This is a genomic window from Cellvibrio chitinivorans (genome assembly GCF_035117775.1).
Lineage (GTDB): Bacteria > Pseudomonadota > Gammaproteobacteria > Pseudomonadales > Cellvibrionaceae > Cellvibrio > Cellvibrio chitinivorans.
In genome coordinates this window covers 244,415-270,520 of record NZ_JAYKKN010000004.1, presented here as the reverse complement: position 1 = coordinate 270,520, position 26,106 = coordinate 244,415, and the positions used below count along the sequence as shown (strand labels likewise).

At 52.0% G+C, this 26,106-nt stretch carries 24 protein-coding genes; 18 read left to right on the top strand and 6 right to left on the bottom strand.

Annotation, left to right across the window (positions count from 1 at the left end; all coding sequences use genetic code 11):
- Nucleotides 1-46 precede the first annotated feature (46 nt).
- A complete protein-coding gene (locus SPL68_RS13145; RefSeq protein ID WP_323815624.1) occupies nucleotides 47-658 on the top strand; it encodes a rhomboid family intramembrane serine protease in 612 nt (203 codons plus the stop codon).
- A gap of 105 nt (nucleotides 659-763) precedes the next feature.
- On the opposite strand, the gene SPL68_RS13140 is transcribed toward SPL68_RS13145, so the two are convergent.
- The 6 genes from SPL68_RS13140 to flgA form a co-directional block, all read right to left on the bottom strand.
- On the bottom strand, nucleotides 764-1,456 hold the full coding sequence (locus SPL68_RS13140; RefSeq protein ID WP_323815623.1) for a hypothetical protein: 693 nt from the start codon (nucleotides 1,454-1,456) through the stop codon (nucleotides 764-766).
- Nucleotides 1,457-1,655: 199 nt separating this feature from the next.
- Nucleotides 1,656-3,080, bottom strand: a complete 1,425-nt coding sequence (locus tag SPL68_RS13135; RefSeq protein ID WP_323815622.1) for an alkaline phosphatase — start codon at nucleotides 3,078-3,080, stop codon at nucleotides 1,656-1,658.
- A 26-nt stretch (nucleotides 3,081-3,106) separates the two neighbouring features.
- Nucleotides 3,107-4,681, bottom strand: coding sequence for an alkaline phosphatase (locus SPL68_RS13130; RefSeq protein ID WP_323815621.1), 1,575 nt, complete (start codon nucleotides 4,679-4,681; stop codon nucleotides 3,107-3,109).
- A gap of 476 nt (nucleotides 4,682-5,157) precedes the next feature.
- Entirely contained in the window at nucleotides 5,158-5,544 is a 387-nt protein-coding gene (locus tag SPL68_RS13125) for a GreA/GreB family elongation factor (protein WP_323815620.1), read from the bottom strand.
- A 255-nt stretch (nucleotides 5,545-5,799) separates the two neighbouring features.
- Entirely contained in the window at nucleotides 5,800-6,036 is a 237-nt protein-coding gene (locus SPL68_RS13120) for a helix-hairpin-helix domain-containing protein (RefSeq protein ID WP_323815619.1), read from the bottom strand.
- Between the two features lie 66 nt (nucleotides 6,037-6,102).
- Nucleotides 6,103-6,762 (bottom strand): flagellar basal body P-ring formation chaperone FlgA, encoded by a 660-nt coding sequence (gene flgA / locus SPL68_RS13115; RefSeq protein ID WP_323815618.1) that lies wholly within the window; start codon nucleotides 6,760-6,762, stop codon nucleotides 6,103-6,105.
- Between the two features lie 247 nt (nucleotides 6,763-7,009).
- Between flgA and flgB the strand changes: the two genes are divergently transcribed.
- From flgB to SPL68_RS13030, 17 genes are all read left to right on the top strand, one after another.
- Nucleotides 7,010-7,387, top strand: coding sequence for a flagellar basal body rod protein FlgB (gene flgB, locus SPL68_RS13110; RefSeq protein WP_323815617.1), 378 nt, complete (start codon nucleotides 7,010-7,012; stop codon nucleotides 7,385-7,387).
- A 2-nt stretch (nucleotides 7,388-7,389) separates the two neighbouring features.
- Nucleotides 7,390-7,818: a flagellar basal body rod protein FlgC gene (flgC, locus tag SPL68_RS13105; RefSeq protein ID WP_323815616.1), complete on the top strand. Its 429-nt coding sequence runs from the start codon at nucleotides 7,390-7,392 to the stop codon at nucleotides 7,816-7,818.
- A complete protein-coding gene (flgD, locus tag SPL68_RS13100) occupies nucleotides 7,818-8,492 on the top strand; it encodes a flagellar hook assembly protein FlgD (RefSeq protein ID WP_323815615.1) in 675 nt (224 codons plus the stop codon). The genes flgC and flgD overlap by 1 nt, the downstream gene beginning before the upstream one ends.
- Before the next feature lie 29 nt (nucleotides 8,493-8,521).
- The gene (gene flgE / locus SPL68_RS13095) at nucleotides 8,522-9,793 is read left to right on the top strand and encodes a flagellar hook protein FlgE (RefSeq protein ID WP_323815614.1); all 1,272 of its coding nucleotides are present in this window, start codon (nucleotides 8,522-8,524) and stop codon (nucleotides 9,791-9,793) included.
- Between the two features lie 18 nt (nucleotides 9,794-9,811).
- Nucleotides 9,812-10,540: a flagellar basal body rod protein FlgF gene (locus SPL68_RS13090; RefSeq protein WP_323815613.1), complete on the top strand. Its 729-nt coding sequence runs from the start codon at nucleotides 9,812-9,814 to the stop codon at nucleotides 10,538-10,540.
- Nucleotides 10,541-10,664: 124 nt separating this feature from the next.
- Nucleotides 10,665-11,450 carry a flagellar basal-body rod protein FlgG gene (gene flgG / locus SPL68_RS13085; protein WP_323815612.1) on the top strand — a complete coding sequence of 262 codons (786 nt, stop codon included), beginning with the start codon at nucleotides 10,665-10,667 and terminating at the stop codon, nucleotides 11,448-11,450.
- Between the two features lie 26 nt (nucleotides 11,451-11,476).
- The gene (gene flgH / locus SPL68_RS13080; RefSeq protein ID WP_323815611.1) at nucleotides 11,477-12,154 is read left to right on the top strand and encodes a flagellar basal body L-ring protein FlgH; all 678 of its coding nucleotides are present in this window, start codon (nucleotides 11,477-11,479) and stop codon (nucleotides 12,152-12,154) included.
- A gap of 57 nt (nucleotides 12,155-12,211) precedes the next feature.
- Nucleotides 12,212-13,294: a flagellar basal body P-ring protein FlgI gene (locus SPL68_RS13075; RefSeq protein ID WP_323815610.1), complete on the top strand. Its 1,083-nt coding sequence runs from the start codon at nucleotides 12,212-12,214 to the stop codon at nucleotides 13,292-13,294.
- Between the two features lie 242 nt (nucleotides 13,295-13,536).
- Nucleotides 13,537-14,631, top strand: coding sequence for a transglycosylase SLT domain-containing protein (locus SPL68_RS13070; protein WP_323815609.1), 1,095 nt, complete (start codon nucleotides 13,537-13,539; stop codon nucleotides 14,629-14,631).
- A 70-nt stretch (nucleotides 14,632-14,701) separates the two neighbouring features.
- A complete protein-coding gene (gene flgK, locus SPL68_RS13065; RefSeq protein ID WP_323815608.1) occupies nucleotides 14,702-16,069 on the top strand; it encodes a flagellar hook-associated protein FlgK in 1,368 nt (455 codons plus the stop codon).
- Nucleotides 16,070-16,106: 37 nt separating this feature from the next.
- On the top strand, nucleotides 16,107-17,021 hold the full coding sequence (flgL, locus tag SPL68_RS13060) for a flagellar hook-associated protein FlgL (RefSeq protein WP_323815607.1): 915 nt from the start codon (nucleotides 16,107-16,109) through the stop codon (nucleotides 17,019-17,021).
- A 45-nt stretch (nucleotides 17,022-17,066) separates the two neighbouring features.
- Nucleotides 17,067-18,104 (top strand): hypothetical protein, encoded by a 1,038-nt coding sequence (locus SPL68_RS13055; RefSeq protein WP_323815606.1) that lies wholly within the window; start codon nucleotides 17,067-17,069, stop codon nucleotides 18,102-18,104.
- 95 nt (nucleotides 18,105-18,199) lie between these two features.
- Nucleotides 18,200-18,706 (top strand): hypothetical protein, encoded by a 507-nt coding sequence (locus SPL68_RS13050; protein ID WP_323815605.1) that lies wholly within the window; start codon nucleotides 18,200-18,202, stop codon nucleotides 18,704-18,706.
- Nucleotides 18,707-18,859: 153 nt separating this feature from the next.
- Nucleotides 18,860-20,044, top strand: coding sequence for a hypothetical protein (locus SPL68_RS13045; protein ID WP_323815604.1), 1,185 nt, complete (start codon nucleotides 18,860-18,862; stop codon nucleotides 20,042-20,044).
- Nucleotides 20,045-20,096: 52 nt separating this feature from the next.
- A complete protein-coding gene (gene traF, locus SPL68_RS13040; RefSeq protein ID WP_323815603.1) occupies nucleotides 20,097-21,548 on the top strand; it encodes a conjugal transfer protein TraF in 1,452 nt (483 codons plus the stop codon).
- 193 nt (nucleotides 21,549-21,741) lie between these two features.
- Nucleotides 21,742-22,839 (top strand): efflux RND transporter periplasmic adaptor subunit, encoded by a 1,098-nt coding sequence (locus SPL68_RS13035; protein ID WP_323815602.1) that lies wholly within the window; start codon nucleotides 21,742-21,744, stop codon nucleotides 22,837-22,839.
- A gap of 18 nt (nucleotides 22,840-22,857) precedes the next feature.
- On the top strand, nucleotides 22,858-26,040 hold the full coding sequence (locus SPL68_RS13030) for an efflux RND transporter permease subunit (protein ID WP_323815601.1): 3,183 nt from the start codon (nucleotides 22,858-22,860) through the stop codon (nucleotides 26,038-26,040).
- Nucleotides 26,041-26,106 lie beyond the last annotated feature (66 nt).

Genomic DNA, 26,106 nt, shown 5'->3' with positions numbered 1-26,106 from the left:
AGTTTTCAAAAAAGCATAAAAATTCAGGCGTTAGAGTTAGTAAAAAATGAAAATAACGAATATTCCATACGGCACTATCTTTATCTGCGTGGCAACGCTTTTTTATTCCATGTATGTTGCTTTTGCTGTGACCGGGAATTTATTGGGGGGAGTTAAAATTACTCTGCTTGAGCCCTATGGTGGGGTCACATTTTCACATTTGGCTAAATTTGAAATCTGGCGCTTAATTGCATCGCAACTTATACATGCCTATCAAATCCATATGCTGTATAACGTGCTGTCACTTGCTTTGCTAGGGTTTTTGTTGGAGCCTTACCTTCATGCAGTTAAATTTCTTTTGCTTTGGTTTATTGCAGGTTCTGCGGGAACGCTGGTCAGTACTCTTTTTATAACACCACCGTGGAATGTAGGCACAGGTGCATCTCAAGCAGTTCTGGGATTTGCTGCATTTGGTTTGGTTTTATATTTAAAAGGCATTAACTCATCAAAATGGATGCTGGGAGTTTTGTGCTTCACACTCATTCCCGCATTTGCTCTCGATTTTATCTACGCTGGTTATCCCAAACCGGGGCATGTGGTTGGTGCTTTGATCGGTGCAGTTGCCGGTATTGTTTATTACCGAAAAGGTGATGGCGGAAATTGTAAAAGTTACGCCTAAGACAGCGGGTGTGAGATTGATTTTTTAATCACTGATTCGCATTAATTAAAAAGCCACCGCAATATTAAGTTGCGGTGGCTTTTTAATTTTTAGGGTGCTAAAAAATTAATCCAACAAATCAGAATAGTCGCGCGATAGGTACGCGTTTAATTGCGTCCAGGGTAGTGTTTTTGGTACGGTGATTTCAGCGGCTTTGATGGTGCGGCCGGATAGGCCGTGTTCATCTTTGGCGGAGATGGATTGTGCGTATTGGCCTTTGCTATTCCACACCAGTGTGATGTTTTGATGGCCGCGTTTGATTTCGTAAGTTTCCAAACCATCGGCGCTTACATTGACGGGTTTGAGATTTTTTAAAGTGTCTGGATTGGCGAGGTGCCAGCTTTCGGTCCAGTGGCCATCGAAGCCGACGTTGCCGTAATAGGCTTCTGCGATATCGATTAAACGTTTCTCGTGGCGATCAACTAATTTCACGTCGAGCTTGCCTTGGGTGTCGCGCGCAATCCAGAGTGGGGCGCCAGTAACGTCGTCGTGTTTGTGGCCCATGCCTGCGTGTTTGTGATCATCGTGTAAATGTTCTGCGGCTTCGGGAATTTCGCGTTCAATCCAAAGTGAATCTGGCTGGCGATAAACTAATTCTGCGTAAGACATTTCTTGGCGCACGCCATCTTTACCTAATTTCCATTGATGATATTCCACGCGCAATGCGTCGGCGGGTGCTGCCCATACTTGTGTGGCAATGCTGATAAGTGGAAATAAAAGGGTGCTGCGTAGCAATCGAGAAAAACGTGCTTTGGTCATTTTGGTACCTGCGTAAATCATTGCGATAAAACTTTTCCGGCTTCTTTTTTAATCCCTCCCAGCCTCCCTTTTTCAAAGGGAGGAGCCATGCTGCACTCTTTAAAAAAGGAGTGGGCTTACTCCTCTCTTTAAAGGTGGGCATGCTCCCCCTCTTTGGAAAAGAGGGGGTTGGGGGGAGATTTATTTGAGAAGTAAGAAATTACTGTGGAGTTTCCAAGCCCATTGCTTGTTTGATCAAGCCATAGACATCGGTGTTTTCCAGTGTGCCTTTGAACAAGTTGCTGCCAGCACCACCAGCAGTTAAGCGCACATCGCCGCCGCCGTGAGTTTCTGAGCCTGGGCTGCCCAGTTTCACACCCACTTCTTGCAAGTAGTCGTCGGCCATTACTTGTTCTTCGGTCAGTTCTGTGCGGTCAGCATCGCGTGCGCCGCCACCATTACCAAACACCAGTGTGGTAAATGGTTTGCCTGATTTATCTTTGGTGGTGTTGCCGCTGACGTAGTCGCGCATCAAACCAAGAATCGGGTTGCCGATTTTGGAGTAACCGTTAAACGCCATTACGTGATCGTGGTCGGCGGTGACGATGATCAATGTGTTGCTCAGATCAACAGTGTCAACGGCGGCTTTGATCGCGGCGTCAAATGCGAGAGTGTCTTCCAGCGCGCGCTTGGCATTGGTGCCGTGCAGTGCGTGGTCGATACGGCCGCCTTCAACCATCAGGAAATAACCGTTTTCGTTGCGCGACAAAACTTCAATCGCAGCGCTGGTCATTTCAGCCAGACTTGGCTCGTCGATGCTGTTTTTCACACGATCCAACTCATAGTTCAGATCGCTCGCATTAAACAGGCCGAGCAATTTGTTGGTAGTCGCCAGATTAACTGCACTCAACGCAGTGCCAGTATTCACGTAGGTGTAACCAGCGGTTTGCATTTCAGTAACCAGATTGCGCGCATCGGTACGACGGCCGCCGCTTTCAGTGCTTGGCAGGAAGTGACGACGGCCACCGCCGAGGATTACGTCCATACCATCGGTACCCAGCTTGCTGTTGTAGCCTGCACCGTTGGGCACCATTTGAGTTGCGATGGTGTTTTCAGCGTTGCGGTTACAGATGTGCGCATAGGTAGTTGCTGGGGTAGCGTGAGTGATGCGAGTGGTGCTCACGATACCTGTGCCGTAGTTTTGCGCTTTCAGTGTTTCCAGCAGGGTTTCAACAGCTTGACCGTTGCCAGTTTCAGGGCAGGTGCTATCGCCATTGACTTGGTAAGCGGTGCCATTGGCATCGTTAGGGTTTGTGTCCGGCGTCATCGAAATCACTTCATTTTTCGATTTCGAACCGGTCATGTAACTGGCCATACCCGGAGCACTGTCGGTGGTTTGCGCATCTTCTGAATAGGTTTTGATGCGCGCAGCGTAAGCCAACTGTTCCATCGCCAATTTATGGGTTTCAGGCACTTCCAAACCGGCTTTTTCACCTGCGTAAATACGCGCAGCAGTTTGAGTGACCGGGCCCATACCATCGCCCAAAAAGAAAATAATGTTTTTGGCTTCAGCGGCAACAACAGAGTTAGCGCTCATAGCGGCAGCACAACTTAAAATGGCGCCACTTAAAAAAGATCGTTTCATTGCATTCTCCTACTTTAAGGGGCGGGTTATTCCAGATTGATGGCTTGTTTGATCAGACCGAAAACGTCGGTGTTATCGATAACGCCGTGGAAGTTTTCTGCGCCCATACCTTTTGCACCCAGAAATACATCGCCACCGCCGTGGGTTTCGCTGTCTAACTGGATAACCGCTTCTTGCAGATAGTCGTTACCGCTAGTGGTGGTTTCATCCAAAGCAACACGCGTGGTTGGGCGGTTAGGGCCGTTACCGAAGGCGAGAATGGTGTAAGGATTGCCATTGATGTCTGTCGTTGGCTGGCCTTTGCTTGGGCCATTGGCGTAGCTTTTTACCAAGCCCAAAATACCGGCGTGAGTGTCAGTGGTTTTATCGGTGCGCTCGGCGTATCCATTGATGACCAGAGTATGGTCGTGGTCAGCAGTTACGACGATCAAAGTGTTTTCCAAACCTGGGTCAACCGCTTCCATTTTTTCCAGCGCGAGTTTGATGGCGTTATCGAATGCGATACCGTCGGTCAGTGCGCGTTTGGCGTTGCTAGCATGCAGTGCGTGGTCGATACGACCGCCTTCCACCATCAGGAAGAAGCCTTTATCGCGCTGGCTCAGAATGTCGATCGCTTTACCGGTCATTTCCGACAGGCTTGGCTCAGAAGCAGGGCGATCCAATTCATAGTTCATATCGCTGCTGGTAAACAGACCGAGCAGTTTTCCAGTGCTGTTCGCTGCTGCCGACAATTCAGCAGAAGTCGTTACATAGCTGTAGCCCGCAGTTTTCATTTCGTTTACCAGATTGCGGCTATCAGTGCGGCGACCACCTGATTCGGTGCTGGGTAAGAAGTGGCGTTTACCACCACCCAAAACTACGTCGATGCCATCGCCCAATGCAGTGTTAAAGCCTGCACCGTTGGGAACCATTTGCGCAGCAATAGTGTTTTCGCCGTTGCGATTACACACGTGTGCGTAGGTGGTTGCTGGTGTTGCGTGAGTGATACGTGTGGTGCTCACTACACCCGTTGCAAAGCCTTGGGCTTTCATCTGCTCAAGCAGAGTAGGAACAGATTCGCCGTTGCCTGCTTCACAGGTGCTGTTGCCACTTGCATCTACATACTGAGTACCGTCGGTGCGATAAGCATTGGTGCTGGTGCTCATGGAGATAACTTCGTTCTTCATCTTCACACCGGTCATGTAAGCTGCCATCGATGGGGCGCTATCGGTTACCTGACCATCGGCAGAGTAGGTGCGAACAAACGCCGTTTCGGGAAGCGTATCGATAGTGATGCTGCCCGCTTCACCGGCTTCATAAATACGCATCGCGGTGAGGGTGGTGATTCCCATGCCATCGCCGAGGAAGAACAATACGTTTTTCTTAGCCACTGGTGCCGCGCTTGAACTGCTTTCGCTAGAGCTGCTGGCTACAGGTTCGCTGCTGGCTACAGGTTCGCTGCTGGCACTGGATGATGCAGGCGCGCTGCTTGAGCTTGATGCTGGGGCGCTGCTCGCGCTTGAAATACTGCTGGAGCTATTGTTGTTCTTGTTGTCATCGCTGCCGCCACAGCCGGTCAATACCGCGGCCAGCGTCAGTCCTGTCACTGTTAATCGCTTCATGGGGTAATCCTGTTTTCTTGGGTTACTGCTCCAAACTTCAGGGGGAAGATGGATACAGGCGCCAGTATCAGGATCGATTATTACGAGAATATTTAGTTATGTTGTAACAGTTGTGTGGGTGGTGAATTAAAACGAGGGTGAGATTTAAGATAAAAAAGCAGCGTCCTTGCTGCTAGTGATGGCTGCAACGGTTATTATTTTTATAGTGGAAGACGGGGATTAAAGGTTTATTACGGTCTTTTCTTTACGCTTTTCTTTTTTATCCCTGCGTTTGTCTTTTAACGATTTTTGCGGTTCTTTTTTGGTCTTTTCTTTAGACATTTCATCTGCTCCCAATCACGCATTAAGTGAGCTTCTTTGAATATGCCGCTGTGTATTCGCGGAAGTGCATTGGTGTTTGTTTCACCTGAGTTTTATCTTTGGCGAGCGGCAAATTAATGCATGCATGAGTTAATCCCTCCTGATAATTTGTGTGGTCAGTTTTCCTCTATTCGCACCACGCGAAACATTTCAGTGCGAAAGAAAATTTTTATTTCTATTACATCGCCTGCAATTCGCCCTAAAAGCTCTCGCCCAAGTGGTGATAGGCAAGAAATAAAACCTTTTTCTGGTGCGCTATCGCGTGAATTGGTTAGCGTCAGGATGATGACTTCTTTTTCTTTTACATCAAACAAAGTCACCTTGTCGCCAATAGCAATGCGGCGTGTCTGTGTCTTCGTTGTTTTTGTCTGGTTTTCTAACAGGGCAAGTGACGCTGCTAGCTCAGTTGGATTGAGTACTATGCTCCAGGGCATGTGATAAGTTTTTTGGCGAGCGCAATCGCCCATTCGTTTTTGCAAACGATTGATATAGTGAGAGAGCAATTTATTTCTCCGGTGCAAAGAAATACCGCCCAAATATGGGTGCTATTTAAATGAATGAATAAAATGGAGATAAAAATAGGCGCGAGCGAAAATTCGCTCGATTAACGGGGGAAGGCGAGAGAAACTCTTTTTAAGATAAAACGAAGTAAAGCGTGCATAAAAATAAAATCGTGATGTTGCTTAGGGGCGGAGCAATCATAGCTACAATAAAATTTAAGTCAACCGAATATAAACTTCATTCACAGCGTACAACTTTTATAAACCTTGTTTTGCTCTGTTGATTGCGGAAGTTACTGCTGAACGTGCCTGAGGGCTGTTTTTCCAGCAGCTACTTCTAAGCATTGAAGCGACCATTTCGGCTATTTCCGTTGCATCGTAAGTTGCTAGTTCTGAAAATGAATTTATACCTATTTCTTCAAAGCGTTTGATTACTGTGGGGCCTACGCCTTTAAGTTCCAATAGAGCAGCTTTTTCATGTTCATTAAATGCCATTTTGTATTCCTAATTAAAAATTAAGACGCATCTTGCCATAAAGCTGCACTTTAATTTTTGTGATTTTTAAAACGTACTCGTCACAACGCCATTCTCCAACACCTTCGCCTCAATCGTTTTTCCGCTGGATAAATTTTTTACGCGGATGACTTCATCTTTATTGCCGTTCTCCAGCGCTTCGCCGGGCATGGCGGCGGTGATGCCGTCGCGATTGGCGGTGATTTTTAGTTTGTCGCCGCGTTTGACTAATTGCGGTTGGTCGATGAAATCCGGGCTGAGCATTTGGTTGGCGCGGATGCGGCGCTTGGCGCCCATGCCGGCGACTTGATCGAGGCGGTGATAGAAACCGCGATTGGCGCGGGTGATTTCTTGCTCCTGTAATTGCAATTGCGCGCGAGTAATAGTGTCGCCGCGATTGATGACCGCGCTGGTGACAACTACCGGCAAAAACACCTGCATATCGCTGCTGACTTTTACCGGCCAGCCTTTGAGCGTTTGGCCGGTGCATTCAAGCGTAAGTTGCTGGCGCGATAAGCGGCCGCTGCTGCCACCACTCACCTTGATCGAGTTGGGGCAGGGCGCGATGGTGTTGGTGCTGCCGATCGGGGTGTTTTCTATTACTACACGCAGGCCTTGCCAGCCATTGGCTTGGGCTTGAGTGTCCATCATTTGCTGCAAGTAATTGCGTGCAGCCTCATCGATTTGCTGCGCGGCGGTTTGAGCCATTGCGCTTTCTGCAATTAATCCTGCCCAGATCACCAACAGCCACTTGGATGCGGAAAAACCTTTTCCCCTTGTCTTTCCCCTTTGGTCCAAATGCGGAAATCCGGCTGTGATTTTGCTGCGTTTTGTATTTAAAAAGTTCAATAAAATCAATTTGATACGCCTCGTTATGGGTGTGGGCATAGTTCCTGCTAAAGCTGTGCCATATCGACCCAATGTGTTGTTTGAATCAAGAGTAGGCATTTGGATTATGAGTATAGGTATTGATAAAGCCTTGGGCATTCACGCGCAGGCGCTCGACTTGCGGGTGCAGCGCAGCGAGATTCTCGCCGCCAACCTCGCCAATGAAGATACGCCCGGTTTCCAAGCGCGCGATATCGATTTTGCGCGCGAGCTGAATTACGCCGATTCCCCTTTTGATATCGGCCAGATTTCTATCGCCGGTGATGGCGATTCAGCTCCGCAGCTGATGTACCGCACACCGATGCAGGCATCGCTCGATGGCAACACCGTCGATCTGAGTATGGAGCAGGCCAACTTCTCCAAAAACTCGATGGATTTCCAAACCAGCCTGACCTTTTTAAACATGAAATTCCAAGGGCTGAAGTCAGCCATAGAGGGGCGCTAAGCATGGCTTTTGATTCGATTTACAAAATCGCCGGTTCGGCGATGGGCGCGCAAACCGTTCGCCTCAATACCATCGCCAGTAATTTGGCCAACGCCGATTCCGCCGCCACCCGTGCGGAAGATGTGTATCAAGCGCGCAAGCCGGTGTTTGCGGCGATTTACGAGAACGATCAAATGACCCGCGGCCAAGGTATGGGCGGCGCTCATGTACAGGTGCTGGATGTGATCAGCGCTGGCAATGAGCCGCAGCGTCGCTATGAGCCAAATAATCCACTCGCCGATCGCGATGGTTATGTGTTCTACGCCGATATTAATCAGATTGAAGAAATGACCGACATGATGGCGGCCACTCGCAATTACGAAACCAACGTGGAAGTGCTCAATCGCGTTAAGGGCATGCAGCAGGGTCTGCTGAAGTTGGGAGAAGCCTGATGACGACGGTTACTAACAACACAGTTTCAAATCCTTACAGCATTGATCAAGTCACCAGCCAAACGGTGAATGTGAGCGATGCGACCCAGATGGAAAACAATTTCATCAGCCTGATGGTGGCGCAAATCCAGAATCAGGACCCGACCAAACCCGTCGATAGCACCGAGTTCCTCAACCAGTTTTCGGCCATGAGTCAGGTTAAGAGCATGGAAAACATGACCAGCCTGAGCAAAAGCAATCTGGTGTTGATGGACAACTTACAGACCCTGACCGCCGCTGGATTGGTAGGGCAGGAAGTAAAGGTTGCGGTGGATAGCGTTCAAGTTGGCACCGACACCATCAATGGCAAATTCAATCTGGAGCATTCCGCGAGCGCAGTGGAACTCAAGCTCACCGATAGCAATGGTGTAAGCCAATCGATTCAGCTGGGTAGCAGGACCGCTGGCTTGGTATCGGTTGCGATTGATCCAGAAGAGCTGGGACTGGCTCCGGGTAGCTACTCGGTAGAAGTCATTAGCGATAGCGGTGAATACCCGACGCTGGAAGTGTCTGGCCTCGTCAGCAATGTGCGCGTGAGCGCGGAAGGGCCGGTATTGGAAGTGGCGGGTGCCGGTTCAGTGCCGTTTTACAAGATCACGGAATTCGGTCAGGCGCCGATTGCCGGGTTGCTTTAGTTCAATTTCATCATTAACGGGAGAACCCCATGAGCTTCAATATCGCCCTGACCGGCCTGAGCGCCGTCAACGACCAACTCGATAGCATCAGCAACAACATTTCCAACGTAGGCACTACGGGCTTTAAATCCTCGCGCACTGAGTTCGGCAGCATCTATTCCGACAGCATGGCGATGGGTGTGGAAGTGCTGCGCGAAACCCAAAGCATCAGCAAAGGTGGTTCATTGGTGACTACCGGCCGCGAGACGGATTTGGCCATCTCTGGCGGCGGTTTCTTTATGACCAAAGCCTCAACCGGTGAAACCAACTACACCCGTGCCGGTGTATTTGGCACTGACAAAAACAACTACATCGTCAACGCCAGCGGCCAGCGTTTGCAAGGCTATCCGGTGGATGGCAGCAATCGCCTGCAAACCGGTTCATTGAGTGATATGCAGCTGAAAAATGCCAATATCGCCGCCAAAGCAACAGACAAACTCGACTTTGTAATGAATCTGGATGCTAACGAATCCACTCCGACTATCGTTCCATTTGATCCAAACAACATCGATACCTACAACTCCACCTACACCACCAAGGTGTTTGATTCGCAAGGTAAAGAGCACACCCTGACCCAATACTTTGTGAAAACCGGCGCCAATAGCTGGGATGCGCACTACTTCATCGATGGCAATGCCGCCGCTAACAGCATGGGCACCCAAGCGCTGACCTTTAACGCCAACGGTCATATGACTTCACCTTATGACTACGCCGGTGAGCTGGCGAATGATCCGGCTGCGCCACCAGTACACACGCCTATGACCCTGACTGCTACGGCGGCGCAATTGGGCGGCGGTGTGGCTGACCTGAATATCGAGATGAACTACGGCGGCACTGGCATTGGCGGTGCAACCCAATACGGCTCCAACTTCATCGTCAACAGCAATACCCCAACCGGTTATACCTCGGGCGAGCAGATTGGTATCGCTATTGAAAAAGACGGCATGGTCTACGCCACCTACAGCAATGGCCAGCGCCAGCTGCAAGGTCAGGTAGCTCTGGCGACCTTCACCAATCTCGACGGTTTGCAAAACGTTAACGGCACTTCATGGGTGGAAACCGTGGATTCCGGCCAGCCGCTGGTGGGTGTTCCGGGCATTGGTGCTTTTGGCGACCTGACTTCAGGCGCGCTGGAAAACTCCAACGTCGATCTGACCCAACAACTGGTCGCGCTGATGGAAAGCCAACGCAACTACCAAGCCAACACCAAAGTGCTCTCGACCGATAAAGAGCTGACCCAAGTGTTGTTCGGCGCTATCTAATTTACGAGGTAAACACTCATGGATCGTCTGGGCTACACCGCTATGACCGCCGCCAGCCGCACCCAGCTATCACTGCAGGTGCGCGCTAACAACCTCGCCAACGTGAGTACCAACGGCTTTCGCGCCGACCTTGAGCAGGCGCGTGCCGCCAGTGTGGATGGCTACGGCTACGACAGCCGCCATATGACGCTGGCGCAAAACAACGGGGTGGATTTAACCCCCGGTGCGATGATCGCCACTGGTCGCGACCTGGATGTCGCGATCAAAGGGCAGGGCCTGATCGCACTCGAAAGCGGCGATGGCGAGGTCTACACCCGCAACGGCAACATGATGATCGATGCGGAATCGCGCCTGACCATCAATGGCCGTGCGGTACTGGGCGATGGCGGGCCGATAGTGCTGCCGGAATACGACAGCGTGCATATCGGCTCCGACGGTGTGGTCTCGATCAAACCGCGCGGTGAAACCCTGATGACCGAAGTGGATCGCATCAAACGTGTTGATGTAGCGGCCGCTGAACTCATCAAAGACGAACGCGGCATGTTGGTCACTAAAAACGGCGCGCCCGCCGAACAGAGCGATGCAGTAGTGCTGGCCTCGGGTCACTTGGAGTCCAGCAACGTATCGGCGATTGAAGAGCTGGTCGCCTCCATGAGCCTCAACCGCCTGTTTGAAACACAAGTAAAGATGATGAAAGCGGCGGAAGACCTATCCAATTCCGGCAACCGCATGATCCGCGGCAGCTAATTAAATCCCTCCTAACCTCCCTTTGTTAAAGGGAGGAACTGACTCCCCTCTTTGAAAAAGAGGGGCAGGGGGAGATTCAAAACCTTAGCGGCAGCTAATCCGCTAAGACCAAGAGGAGAAGAATATGAGTTCAGCATTATGGGTCAGTAAAACCGGTTTGGCGGCGCAGGATAAAGCCATGGCGACCGTCGCCAACAACCTCGCCAACGTCAACACCACCGGTTTTAAAAGCGACCGCGCGGTGTTTGAAGATTTGTTTTATGCCATTGAATTGCAACCGGGCGCTCAGGCCGATCAGGTCAATACTGTGCCGTCTGGCATCCAGTTGGGCAGCGGTGTGCGTGTAGCGGGCACGCAAAAAGTGTTTACCGAAGGCAATGTGCAAACCACCGGTCAGCCGATGGACTTAGCGATTATCGGCAGCGGTTTTTTTCAGGTGGAATCACCTTCCGGTGAAATCTTTTACACCGAAAGCGGCCAGCTGCAATTGAATACCGAAGGGGTGATGGTCAACGCCCAAGGCTTGCCTTTAACTCCGGCGATTGAAGTGCCAGCCGGTGCCAGCCGCTTTACCGTGGGTAGCGACGGCATTGTTACCGCCGTATTGCCGGGCGATGTAACACCAGTCGAACTCGGCCAGATCACGCTGGTGAATTTTGTGAATCCGGCCGGTTTGGAAGCGCTGGGCGGCAATCTCTACAAAGAGACTGTGGCGAGCGGTGAGCCGGTAGAAGGCATTCCGGGTGAAGACGGCTTGGGTCTGATCAAGCAGGGCGTACTGGAAGGTTCCAACGTGCAAGTGGTTGAGGCGATGGTGTCGATGATCGCCATCCAGCGCGCCTATGAAGCCAACGCCAAGGTGTTGGATGCTTCATCCAGCATGCAGCAATTCCTCAATCAAAACGTATAACCGTCTTTAACCAAAACGTGAAGTTGATGATGAAAACTTTTGTCTTGTGTGCCTGTTTAGCCGCTTTGATCAGCCTGACCGGCTGCCAGAGCAACCCGGCCAGTCTGGCCAGCGAGGATACCGACGACTACCAGCCGCCGGTACTGGATTACAGCCAGCCGCCCACTACCCGTGGCGGCTTGTTCCGCTCCGGCTACTCATCCGGTTCACTCTTGCAAGACAAGCGCGCGCTGCGGGTGGGGGACATCCTGACTATCGTTTTGGATGAATCTACCCAATCAAGCAAAAGCGCAGGCACCAGTTTTGGCAAGTCCACCGAGGTGGGTGTCGGTGTGCCGCGCGTGTTCGGCAAAGACTATCCCGACGCCGAAACCAGCATCTCCGGTTCGCGCGATTTTAAAGGCTCGTCCGAAAGCTCCCAGCAAAATGCGCTGCGCGGCGCTATCGCGGTGACTGTGCATCAGGTGATGCCCAACGGCACTCTGCTGGTGAAAGGCGAGAAGGCGCTAAAGCTGAATCAAGGCGATGAGTTCATCCGCCTGAGTGGTTTGGTGCGCGTTGAAGACATCAACAACAGCAATCAGATTAGCTCGCGCCATGTCGCTAATGCCCGAATTTCCTACTCGGGGCGCGGCGCGCTTAACGACAGCAACAAAGCCGGTTGGTTGACCCGTTTCTTCACCAATCCGTTGTTCCCGATTTAACCGGAGCCACGCATGATCCGCTTCCAGCAAATTTGTCTCCGTAAGGTTGTCAGCCACGTGCTGGCAGCCCTTTTTATTCTGTCCTCTGTGCCTGCGAGCGCAGTACCGCTGATGGATTTGGTGGATATCGAAGGTATCCGCCAGAACCAGTTGGTCGGCTACGGTTTGGTGGTGGGCTTGGATGGCACCGGCGATAAAAGCCAGGTGAAATTTACCAGCCAATCCACCGTCAACATGGTTAAGCAATTTGGCATCAATCTGCCGCCAGGCGTTGACCCAAAACTCAAAAACGCGGCTGCGGTGATGATTACCGCGACTATTCCGCCGTCTTACGGCCCCGGTCAAACCGTGGATGTGACTGTATCTTCACTCGGTGATGCCAAAAGCCTGCGCGGCGGCCAATTGTTGATGACGCCGCTGGTGGGCGTTGATGGTGAAACTTATGCCTTGGCGCAGGGCGCGCTGATTGTGGGCGGCCTGAATGCCTCGGGTGCCAGTGGTTCGAGTGTGGCGATCAACACCGCCAACACCGGTTTGATCCCCAATGGCGCCACTGTTGAACGTTCCATTCCCAGCGATTTTGGCGAGCGTAAAGACATCACCCTCAATATCCGCGAACCCAGTTTTCAAACGGCGACCAAGGTAGTCAATGCGATTAATGCGCGCTTTGGCAGCAATATCGCCACCGCTGAAAACGGCACTCGTATTTCGCTTGTCGCGCCTAGCGGTGCCAATCAGCGCACCAGTTTTGTGGCCATGTTGGAAATGATGGAAGTGGATACTGGCCGGATTCGTCCGAAAGTCGTATTCAACAGCCGCACCGGCACTGTAGTTGTTGGTGAAGGTGTGCGTGTGAAAGCGGCGGCTGTCGCCCACGGCAGCTTGACGGTGACCATCAATGAATCCTCGCAAGTCAGCCAGCCGGGCGCTTTCTCGCGCGGCCAAACGGCAGTGACGCCGCAGTCGGATATCGCGGTCGATCAAGAGGCTAATGGCATGTTCAAGTGGCCGGAAGGCGCGAGTTTGGACAGCATTATCAACACCGTAAACAGTCTGGGCGCGACCCCGGACGATGTAATGAGCATTCTGCAAGCGCTAGAAAAAGCCGGTGCGCTCAATGCTGAATTGATTGTGATTTAACGAATCTCCCCCAGCCCCTCTTTTCCAAAGAGGGGGGCTTAGCTCCTCCCTTTGCAAAAGGGAGGTTGGGAGGGATTAAGACAAAATCTCCCCTAACCCCTCTTTTTCAAAGAGGGGGACTAGTTCTTCCCACCATCAAAGTGGATGCGTTGGCCTCTCTCTTTTTCAAGAGGGGAGTCAAGGCTCCTCCCTTTGAAAAAGGGAGGCGGGGGAGGGATTCAAAATGAACAGGAACAGGTTTGATGAGTATTGTCTCCCTCAACAACTCCACCAATCCCTCGGCCGTTGCGAGTGACCAAGTTGCCGGGCAAAAGTCGGCGTTGGATATGGCGGCTGAACAGTTTGAAGCCATGTTTTTGCAGCAGGTGCTCAAGCAAATGCGCAAAGCGGGCGATGCTTTAGCGGCCGATAACCCTATGCGCAGCCGCGAGCTGGACACCATGCGCGATTTTTACGACGGCGTGCTGGCCGAAAACCTGTCGGGTAAGCGCCAGACCGGCATCGCCGATATGTTGGTAAAACAGTTATCGGGCAATGCGGGTGAGGCGGAATCCATTGAAACAGCGGGTGAGCAAGCCAGATCAGCCGAACTTCCAGTTAAAAGCAGCTTTCCCCAAGCCAAAACCGAACACCGTTCCGCGGCGATGGATATCGCAGGCGGTAGCTTTGGTTTGAGCAGCCTGCGCAATACCTGGCAGCGCGGCGTGGATAGTTTGGAAAATATCTGGGACAAGGGTTCCGCCAGCTTTAAAGCGTTAGTGGATTCAGTGATTCAGCAGGAATCCGGCGGCCGTGTGGATGCGGTATCGCACAAGGGCGCGCTCGGTGTAATGCAGCTGATGCCTGACACCGCCCGCCAAATGGCAAAAGAAATGGGGGTGCAATTTAATTTGCATCGCCTTACGCGCGACGCCGATTACAACAAACAACTCGGCAGTGCTTTTTTAAGCAAGATGCTCGACCGCTACGACGGTGAACAGGCACTGGCGCTGGCGGCTTACAACGCTGGCCCAGCGCGGGTCGATGAGTGGCTGGAGCGCAATGGCGATCCGCGCATCGGCGATTTGAGTATGTCCGCTTGGGTGCGTCAAATCCCCTTTAAGGAAACGCGCGAATACACCAGCCGCATTCTGGCGGAGCTGGCGCAGAATCCCGCTGCAAATGGCATAAAAACCCCGGTTGTTGCAGAAAAACCATTTAATTCCGGCGTCACTCCGGTCGCCTTAAATGACATAGCAGAGGTTTTTAAGGCGACGCCAAATCAATCGCCCGCGTTAAAAACCCAACCCGTGCACGACGCTCGATTATGGCGTTTTCCGACGCCCAACAATCCATAAGCAGTCATCTATAGGCAGTAACTCCTAATCAGCAGTCAGTAGCCGCGAACGAGAACAGGATTAAACAGACATGAGTTCACTCAACAATATCGCCCTCAGTGGTTTACGTGCCGCGCAAGTATCCATTGCCACTACTGGCCAGAACATCGCCAACGTGAATACCCCCGGTTTTAGTCGCTTGAGCACGGTTACCCAGTCGCTGTCGGGGGCGGGTGGTTTGAATGTGGGCGGTGGGGTTGAGGTGAGCAGCATTCGCCGTATGGCGAGCGAATTCCAGAATCAACAGCTGTGGCGCGCGACTACCGAGCAGCATTACTACAGTGCCCGTCAGGAATATCTGACTTCATTGGAAGGTTTGATGGCGGGAGAAGGCTCCAGCATCAGCGTAGGGCTGGATCAGTTTTTTGCCGCACTCAGTGAAACCAGTGCGACGCCCAACTCCATCGCTCTGCGCCAACAGGTGCTGGCGGAAGCGGGCAACCTGGCGCAGCGCTTTAACGGCCTGAGCAGCAATATGAATGCGCAGGTGCTGGCACTGCAGGAGCAGCGCACCACTATGGCGGCGGAAATTAATGGCCTGACCGACAACATCGCCAAGCTCAACAAAAAGATTGTCGAAACCGAAGCGGTCAAGGGCGATACCACCGCGTTGCGCGATTATCGCGACAGCCTGCTTAAAGATCTCAGCCAGTACGCGTCTATTCGTGTAAAAGAAACCAGCGATGGCGCACTCGATGTCTCCCTCGCTAACGGTCAGCCGCTGGTGTCGGGAATCTCCGCTGGCCAGCTGCAAACCACGCTCACCATGAGTGGCGAGCAGGATGTATCCCTCTCATTTTTAGGCACCAGTTTCCCGCTCAAACAAGACAGTTTTGGCGGTGCGTTTGGCGGATTGTACGCAGTGGAGTACGGCGAGCTGCGCCCGGCTATGGCGGCGCTGCATGAAATGGCCGACCAGTTTGCGCAGGCGATTAACGATACCTTGGCCACCGGTTTTGACTTGAATGGCAACGCGGGTACAGCATTGCTCAGCTACGACCCAACCAGTAAAACCCAACTTCTGCAGGTGAATGATCTGGCGCCGGAAGAACTGGCGTTCTCATCGGCAGCGGGCGAGACAGGTAACAACGAGGTGCTGCTCAATTTGCTCAGCATCAAAAACCAGAACATCACGCTCGATGGCAGCTCGGTATCGCTTAACGATGCTTACACAGGTTTGCTCGGGGAGATCGCCAGTAACAGCCGCCAGAATCAGGCGGATTTGAAATCCACCACCACTGTGACCCAGCAGGCGCAAGCCCAGCGCGATAGCGTGAGTGCGGTGAGTTTGGATGAAGAGGCAGTTAACTTGATGACTTACCAGCAGGCTTATCAGGCCAATATGAAAGTCATCTCCACTGCCAACCAATTATTCGACGACATGCTCGCCGCCTTCTAGGGCGAGCTGATTTAAGACAGGAATCCCAGAGGTTCAGATGCGTATTACCAACTCTCAAATCACTGCCACCATGCATAACTCTATGAATGGCAACTCGGCGCAATTGGGCAAGCTGATGCAGCAAATGTCGAGCAATAAACGTATTTTGCTGCCATCGGATGATCCTATCGCCAGCATGCGCGTGATGCGCGTAGAGCGCGAAGAGGCGAGCCTTGAGCAATATCGCAAGAATATCGATAACGTTTCCAGCAGCTTATCGACGCAGGAAGCGAACCTTAAATCTATTTCCGACGCCTTACTCAATGTGCGCGACCGCTTGGTGTGGGCGGCGAACGGCTCCAATACCAGCGAAGACTTGGCGGCGATTGCCGGCGAGTTGGAGAATCTGGAAAAGACGCTATTTTCTGGTGCCAATGTGCGCGATGAAGAAGGGCGCTATTTGTTTTCTGGCACCCTGAGCGATACCGCCGCGGTGAGTTTTGATGCGGCAACCCAAACCTATTCAGTCACCGGCAATGACAAGTATCGCCAAGCGGCGGTAGCCAACGGTGTATTGGTAGAAGAAAACGTCACCGCGATGGATGTGTTCGGTGCCAATATGGATATGCTCAATGAGCTGCATTCGCTGGTTACCATGCTGCAAGACCCCGCGCTCGATGCTTCTAATCCAGCGGTGGGTGCGCAAATCACGACTACCATGAATCAGTTGGATGCGACTCACAATAAGCTCTTGGGCAACATCACCGAGTTGGGTGGCCGCCAAAATACCTTGACGCTGCTGAGTAACAGTAACGATGAGGTATCGCTGGTAAACCAAAAGATCGAAGGTGAGTTGTCGCAGCTGGATTACGCTGGCGCCACTATCGACCTGAACAACTATCAGTTGGCCTTGCAGGCGACGCAAAAGACCTATTTGAAAATCAATGAGCTGTCGCTCTTTAACCTGCTTTAAGCTGGCTGGCGTGAAAAGACTTGTATGAGCCTGAGGGCGTAATGGATGAAAATCGATAAACAAACAGGTATTTCCAGCACGCTGGATACTCAAACTCGCTCTCGCTTGCAGCCCGGTATGAGCGGAAAACGCTCGGAATCTGCCACATCTAATAGCAGTGCCGAAGCTAAATCGACGGTACGCACCAGCAGCGCTAACAGCGGGTTTAGTCTGCAGCTCAACCAGCAGTTGTCATCCATGCAGTCGGCTGACCGCTATTTGGCTGATCTGGCAGAGCAGTTATCGACCCTAAAACTTAGTATTAGCCGCCAGTTAACATCGCCCATCAGCAATGAGCGCGAAACTATTAACAAAGGTGTGCAGCAGGTCAATACCCTCTTGGAAGAGCGCGGTAAACGCACTGGCCAAAGCTTGGATGCGGGTTTTAATCTGCGTTTGAATGAACCCTTGCGCAGCCGTTTTAGTCTGCCAGGGTTGGAATCGCTCACCGAGATTCAGCGCTCGGGTAAAGAGACACTGGTTTTTACCGCAGGCCGCGCGCTAGCGGAACCGCTGGCGGTGGTGCTCGATGAAGGTATGAGTGATGAACAAGTGCTGCGCAACCTCAATGCCGGTTTGGGGAGCGCGGGTATTCGCGCTGAATTGGATGGGCAGGGCGCGCTCAAATTCTCTATGCCAGAGAACGATTGGCAGGCGATTAAAAACCAGCTGCGCATCAAAGGTGAAGGCAAGTTGTTCGCCGCCGATGGCAGCCAAATCAAGCCAACCGAAGAGGGTTTATTGGCATTAGACCCGGCTTTGACACAAGAAACAGCGCGCGAATTGCGCCTGTTATTGGATTCGGTAGTCGCCGCCTTGGATCGTATCGGCAATCTGCGCCAGCAACTCAGCCAGCGCCAACAGGACGTAAGGGAATTTCTCGCCCGCCAGGAAAGCCAGGATGAAAAACAGTGGGCACTCAATTTCGCCAGTGCGGTGTTTAACATCAACGGGCGCAAGGCATCCAGCTACTCAACGGTGACACAAACCGTGATCGCACAAGCGCAATTATCCCGCTTTGCGGTGGTTAGTCTGCTGTCCTGATTTTTCGTATCTGTTTTACCTGTAGCAAAAGCTAATGTGAACATTCGGCCAAGGCCGGATGCGGTCAATATCACCCTGAAAAAGAGGTTGTAAGCATGAGCGGCCTGGAATCGCGCTCCGCAAAAACGCTGACTATTAACTGCCATCCGGAGACGGAAAATGTGCATTGTGTTGATAATGACGCCAATGTTGCCAGTATTCAGGCATGGGTAAACCTTGTAACATCGCTTCCGAAGTTAATAACAAAGCGATGGAGAAAGTCGATGGTATATGTAGAGCGCGATGCACAAGGGCGTTTGCTGCGGGTAGAACAGCAACCGTTTGACGGCGCCGAACACATGGCCGTAGAAAGCGAAGAGCTGCACAGTTGGCTAAAGATGAAAGAGGAAGTTAAAGCGCGCCTCGACCGTCTCAACTCATCAGATTTGGAATTGGTGCGCGTTCTGGAAGATGTAATTATCGTGCTGGTTGAGCGCAACATCATCCAATACACCGACTTGCCTGAAGCCGCACGCGAAAAACTCGATCAACGCGCCGTCGCCCGCGCCGATTTGGAAGGTTTACAAACTATTTTGCGCGAAGACAAACACAACCTGCGCTGATTTCAGTTAATGGTTAAAAAACAAAGGCGCAGCTTGTTCAGCAAGCTGCGCCTTTGTTTTTTGCGGATCTGATTTTGGTTGGGGCGGATGCTGGCGCTTTGGCGGAAAAAAACTACGCTTTGGGAAGTAAATTTTTCCAAGGAAGCGTTTGATATGCCAGCAAGTCGTGAAGATCTACTCCCTCCATCTATAGTCAGAGGCGGGCCATTGCATCAGTTGTTGGATTGGTGTGGTCTGATGGCCGCTGATGGTTTGCCCACCCGAAGGTTTATCATCACCCTAGCGGTATTTGCTTGGTTGCTGCCGATTACTCTGGCGCTGGTGCAAACTGAGTTAAACCCTTCCTATAACGGCGCAGCAATTCTCTCTGATTGGACTGTTCACACCCGTTTTCTTATCGCTATTTCCGTCATGCTGTTAACAGAGCGCTACGCGGATAAGCGTTTTACGGTGCTATTGGATCAATTCAAACACAGTCAGCTTGTTTCAGTTGAAGGTGAGAAAAAGTTCTCCCGCATCATTGAGGATTCAGATCGCTGGTCGGGGGCGTCAATCCCTGAATATCTGCTGCTGTTATTGGCGTTCATCCTACCCAGTCTGGTGGTGAGTTATACCCTTGGGTTAGCCGGCTCCTCTTGGGAGGGGCATACCAACGATGGTGAGGAGGTGCTGTCTTGGGCGGGCATGGCGGCCTGTTATTTCAGTACTCCGCTGTTTCAGTTTTTGATGTTTCGGTGGATATGGCGATTTTTAGTCTGGACGGTGATGCTCTATCGCATCAGCAAAATGCCGCTCAATCTATCGCCTTTGCACCCTGACCGCTGCGCGGGTTTGGGTTTTTTATCCATTTATCCAACGGTGTTTACGGGCTTTATTTTTGCGCTCAGCTCCGTTGTGGCAGCCAGTATTGCCAAGGAGCTAACCCTGTCAAAAGTGAGTGGCGACTTGGTGTGGGTCTGGATGGGTTGTTGGGTGAGTTTGATTTTGATTTTGTTTGTCGGGCCGATGTTGGTGTTCGTGCGCATATTGTCGATGCGACGTGAGCAGGCGATGTTGGATTTTGGGCGGTTATGCAGCCGTCATCATCAGGCGTTTCATTTCAAATGGATGCAACAAGGGGATGCTAATAATGCCGACTTGCTTGATTCAAGCGATTCGGTCGTTCTCGCCAATTTGAACAGTGCGGTTGATACCCTCAATCAAATGAAAGCTTTTCCAATCGATAAGGCCACTGTCATTCAAATTTTATTAGCCAGTGCACTGCCTTTATTAATTGCGGCAACGAAGCTGATGTCGCTCTCAGATATTTTGAAAAAGTTATTGTCGGCGCTGGTTTAGTTTCATCTCGACTGCAACACGAGTTGCAAAAAAACTGAAAAGGAGTAATGCGATGAATTCACGGTTGAGCAAAATTCTGTTGGTCGCTAGTGGCTGTATGGCTGCTTCGGCATGGGCTACCAGCGTCTATCCAGTAAAGCTGGATTTAACCAAAGGCAAAAGTCAGGCGGCCATTACGGGGGTTGGCAATTTGGATAACCCCGCCAATGGCGCGTTTGCGCGCGGCAGTTTGGACAGCGACGACACAGTGCAACTGCGCATTCCTGTCTCTGCTGCAATCGAATACGGCAATGTCGATAACTTGTTTGACCGGCTTGATGAACTTTCAGCCGCTTATAGTACCTCTGACGATGGTGGCGGAGGCGGGCAGGGCGGCTCGTCCGGCGGCGAATCGCTCAACATCGATTTCAACAGCGCCAACCCCGATCTGGATGCAATTATCGATGAGATTTCCGATCAGGCATCGCGCTTGGCTGCGTTTACCGCGCTGGTTGCCGTGGAAGGTTATGCGCGCGCGGAATTGCGTGAGGAAGTTTCGCTGCTTATCAATAAGGATGTGTTAAATGGCACGTTAAAACTTAGCGTGTCCCGTGACCGTTTGACCTCGGCTATAGGTATTGGCGATGAGTTTCAGTTTGACGCCGACACCGCACGGCAGGAGCTGCAAGCGGCCTATAACTTGCTGCCAACAGATCCGGTGACGACCTTTGATTTGTCCGGCGGGTTGTCACTCACCGTTGACCCGACCCGTGATGCAATCAATTTTGAATTCGCCAATGACAGTCTGCTATTAACCAAGGCGGCGAAAAAAACCGATGTCGCCATCAGTTACAGCTCGCTGTGGTTTGAAAATGACGCAGGCGCGCTCTACTGGGGAATCACGCCGATTTATCGCCAAATTGGGTTGAGTAATATAGGAATCCGCTTTGGTGATTTGGTCGATTCCGAAGAGCTTTTTGAAAAAATTGATGATGCCGAATTTGCCAAAGACGATGCTTTTGCATTGGATGCCGGATTATTTTGGCTGAGCAAACACTACAGCTTGGGCGCCAGTTTTTATGATCTGCTACCCACCACCTATTACTTTCCTGTGCTCGACAATAACAGCGCGTTAAACCCTGAAATTCGCGCTGAGCTTGAACGCCACAGCGATTACGAAACCGAAACCCAACTGACATTGGAGGGAAGCGTATTTAGCGAGGGCGGCCGCTGGGCGTTGAGCGCTGCGGTAGATACACGCGCAACACAAGATCCATTTCGGCAAGAGTTTCAATGGGCATCGCTGCGGGCGGATGCGTTTTGGAATAGCTGGGCGTTTTCCAATCTCAACCTTGCTGTACACAGCAATCTGGCGGGTTCGGAGTTGACTTATGTATCGCTGGGCGCAGATTTTTTGAAAGTGCTCAGTTTGGATATCGCCAGTACATTGGATTCCACTGAAATTGAAGGCGATGAATTACCGCGCGGAGTGAGTTTGTCGCTGGGGCTGAACTTCGCATTCTGATCAGCGTCCTTCCAACTCCCCTCAATACCTCCAACTATCCTCAATAACAGGAGCGGCATGAGATGCCACTCCTGTTATAAATATTTGTAAAGTCAGAACAAAATCGATTAAAAATCCATAATGAGATTGATTCTTAATTGTGTTTCAATAACTATAGCGCCCTAAATTGAATCAGTCGTGTCATTGAGGATTTATGCAGCGTTTGCAGTTACTTACCGGTTTGTTTTTATCGTCTCTTGTTCTCTCGCCTCTGGTGAACGCCCAGCCGCCGGAAACGCGAGTGGTCATTCATCAATTGAATAACACTGCGCTCACCACGGAATTGGAATTGAGCGGAACTTTGCAGCCGCTGCGCGATGCAGAACTGTCGGTCGCGGCCGATGCGTTGGTGACCAAGTTACACGCCGATGTAGGCAAGCGAGTTAAACGCGGCGATTTGTTATTGGAATTGGATGCGAGCGTCGCCAAGCAGGAACATGCACGCGCGTTGGCGCTGGTGTCATCGGCGGAGCTGAGCGTAAAAGAGGCGCAACGCTTGGTCGATCAGGCGCTGCGCTTGAAAGACCAAAGTCATATCGCCCAAACCGAAGTTAGCGCTCGTGAAAATGAATTGGGTTTGGCCAAAGCCAGCCTTGCGCAAGCGCGCGCCGAGGCGAGCATCGCGGCAGAACAGTTGGCTAAACATCGTCTCTATGCACCTTTTGATGGTGTGATCAGCGCCCGCTGGACTGACCTTGGGCAATGGTTAAGTCGTGGCGATCAGGTGTTTACGCTGGTATCGCTGGATTTGTTGCGTTTGGATGTGAAATTGCCGCAGGAGCATTTGGCCAATATCGAACAAATCAAAAGTGTACAAATTCGCCCCGACGCCCAACCGCAGTTGATGCTTCCTGCGCACGTCGATACTCTGGTGCCAGTGGGCGATGCCTCGCGCAGTTTCTTGCTGCGCCTCGCGGCCGATGAAACTTCACCGGCGTTAATTCCCGGCGCCTCTGCCCGTGCGCATTTGCGCTTTGAACACGCGCAGCAAGCGGTGTTATTGCCGCGCGATGCACTGCTGCGCAATGCCGACGGCAACTACAGCGTGTTTGTGGTGGCCGATGGCAAAGCGCTGCGTCGCCAGATTCGTTTAGGGACTTTGGGCCAGGATGGTTATTTGATTGAGGATGGTCTGACGGCTGGGGAGCAAGTTGTTATTCGCGGCAATGAAATTCTGGATGACGGCCAAGCGGTAACGATAGTGAAAGAGTTGAGTTCTCTTCCGGCAGTTAACCAGTCAAGCAACCAATAGCGCGAAGGAGCAACTAGGATGATTGAAAAAGTTGTTACCCAAGGGCGCTTGCTCACCGTTATCGTTTTGATTGTCTGTGTAATGGGATTGGCTGCTGCGCTGCGTATGCCGGTGCAGATGATCCCCAACCTCGATACCAACATCATCACCGTTGAAACCGGCTGGCCGGGCGCAACACCGCAGGATATTGAAAAAGAAATTTTGCTGGAGCAAGAGCGCTATCTGCGTTCGCTGCCGAATCTTAGCCGCATGGAATCCTTCGCGGAAATGGGTGGGGCGGTAATCCAGCTGGAGTTCACCGCTGGTGTTGAAGTCAATGAGCTGCTGATCCGCGTCTCCAACGCTTTGAGCCAAGTGCCTAACTATCCGGAAAACGTTGATCAGCCGCGCCTGTTCAGCGAATCCTTTTCAGAAAATGCGTTCATGTATTTCGCCGTGTTGCCGCAAGAGGGCAATCCACACGGGTTGGATATGGACATGATCAGCGATTTTATCGACGACAACCTGCGCCCGCGCATGGAGCGGATTCCCGGTGTCTCCCAAGTGGAGATGAACAACACTCTGCGCCAGATTCAAATTCAGGTTGATCCGGCGCGTTTGGCCCAGCGTAATCTGAGTTTGGAAGATGTCAGCAGCGCCATTCGTGCGCGCAACCGCGATACCTCGGCGGGCGATATCAACGAAGGCAAACGCCGCTATTTGCTGCGCACCACTGGCCGTTTTGATGAAGTGGGCGATCTGCAAAATCTGATTCTGAGTCACAACAACGGCAGCAATATCCGTTTGGGCGATGTGGCGGACATCAAACTCGATCACTACGAAAAGCGCGGTTATGCCGTGGTCAATGGCGAGGAAGCCCAAACCCTGTCAGTAAAACGCCAGCAGGGTTCCAACGTTATCGACATTAAACGCGCCATGTTGGCTGAGATAGAACAAGCCAAGAAGGATCTGCTGGAGCCAAACGGTCTGCGTATTTTGATGATTGGCGACGACGTGCGCTACGTAGAAAGCTCCGTCAGCAACGTGTTTACCAACCTGTGTTTGGGTGCGTTTTTGGCAACCTTGGTGATGTATCTGTTTTTGCGCTCCGGCCGCGCCACGCTTATCTGCCTGCTGGGAATTCCGGTTTGTACCATCGCTTCCTTTATTGGGCTGGCGAGTTTTGATCGCACTATCAACGTGATTTCCCTTGCCGGTATCGCCTTCGCCATTGGTATGACGGTCGATAACAGCATTGTGGTGCTGGAAAGCATTGAGCAAGCGCGAAAGCGCGGGCTGGATCGTATCGAAGCTGCGGTTACTGGCGTGCGCGAAGTCTGGAGCGCGGTTATCGCCTCCAGCGCTACTACGGTGTTGGTGTTTGCGCCTGTGCTGTTTATCGAGCAGGAAGCGGGGCAGCTTTACTCCGATATCGCGCTGGCTATTTCGGCCTCCATTATCGCCTCCATGTTGTTCGCGTTGTTTATCGTGCCTGCTGCCAGTGCGGCGATTGGCGGGCGTATGGATACGGGCGAGGGATCTGCGCGCGAACAGCGTATTTTGGGCATCACCTACTGGCTGTGCGGCAGCAATAAACGTCGCTATCTGACGATGGCGATCAGCGTATTTGCCAGCTTGGGCTTGGCGATAATATTTATGCCGCCTGCGGAATACCTGCCGGAAGGAGAGGAGCCAAAAGCCTTCAGCATGATGTTCGCGCCACCGGGTTATAACATCGAGCAAATGAAAACTATCGGCGCTGAAATCCAGACACTGTTGGATGAGGCTACACAGGTTGATCCCGATAGCGATGCTGCTCGCAGCAGCGAAATACCGCCGCTCAAATACTATTTTCTGCGTATCAGCGCCGGCCAGATTTGGCTGATGAGTGAGCCACGCGATGCGGCCAGAATTGATGACATGATGAATGCGCTGGTCAACCGTTTTGAAAGCTACCCGGGGATGCGCGCTTTTTCCGCACGCGGTTCGATTATCTCCAGCAACCAGGGCGGTACGCGCGCGGTAGAACTCAATCTCACCGGCCCGGATTTGGCTGAACTCTACAGCGCTGCACGCCATGTGATGCGCCGCGCAGAGGAGCTATTTAAAGAGCCGCGAATCGATTCATCGCCATCTTCGCTGTCGCTCGATCAACCGCTGATTGAGATTCGTCCGCGCTGGGAGCGCTTGGCCGAGCTGGGTTTTAGCCCCGATGAGTTTGGCTTTATCGTTGCGGCTTACAGCGATGGCGCCTTTGTGGGGGAATTTATCGACGGCGATGACAAGATCGACATGTTCTTGTTCAGCACCGCCGGCAATCGCCAGCAATTGAGCGACTTGGCGCAAGTACCTATTTATACACCGACTGGACAAGTGCTGCCGCTCTCGGCGCTGGCGGAACTGCGTGAAACCGTGGATAGCGAAGAGCTGCGCCGCGTTAACGGCCAACGCACCGTATCTGTGTACATCATCCCCGCGGACGATGTCGCGCTGGAAACCGCAGTAGATAAAGTGCGCAACGAGCTGATTCCGGCAATGAAAGTCGCAGGCGAAATGCCCAGTCGGGTTTCATCCAGCATCAGCGGCGCAGCGGATGATTTGGCCTCCACACGTGCAGCCTTGCTCAAAAATTTTGCCGTCGCACTGGTGCTGATTTACTTACTGCTGGTGGCGATCTTCTCCCACTGGGGTTATCCATTGCTGATTCTGGCTACCGTGCCACTGGGCTTGGCGGGTGGATTGGTCGGGCTGATTGGGGGCAACTCCATTAGTGCGCTTCTGGCTTCACTGGGCTTGGGCGGCGGGCATCAGGCGCTGGATATGATCACCATGCTCGGTTTTATCATTTTGCTGGGCACAGTCGTCAACAACCCGATCCTGATTGTGGAGCAAACGCGCCGCAATCTGCAGGAGCTGCACCTGCCTATCCTACAAGCGGTGCAGGAAGCAGTTGCCTCGCGTTTGCGCCCGATTTTGATGTCCACCGCGACTACAATTTTCGGCCTCGCGCCGCTGGTGTTGATCCCCGGAGCAGGTACAGAACTGTATCGCGGCGTGGGCATAGTGGTGTTATTTGGTCTGCTGGCATCCATGCTACTGACCCTGAGTTTTTTACCCTGTTTATTAGTGGAAGTGTTTGACCCAGCTGCACGCTGGCGGGGTCGCGTTGAGCGTTGGAAATCTGTGTTTAGCCGTAGAAAAAATCTGAATGGAAATACCTGATTTTTTAATCTTGCAGAAATTCATGTATCAACATTTTTTTGAAGAGGGATTGATTATGTTGCTGTG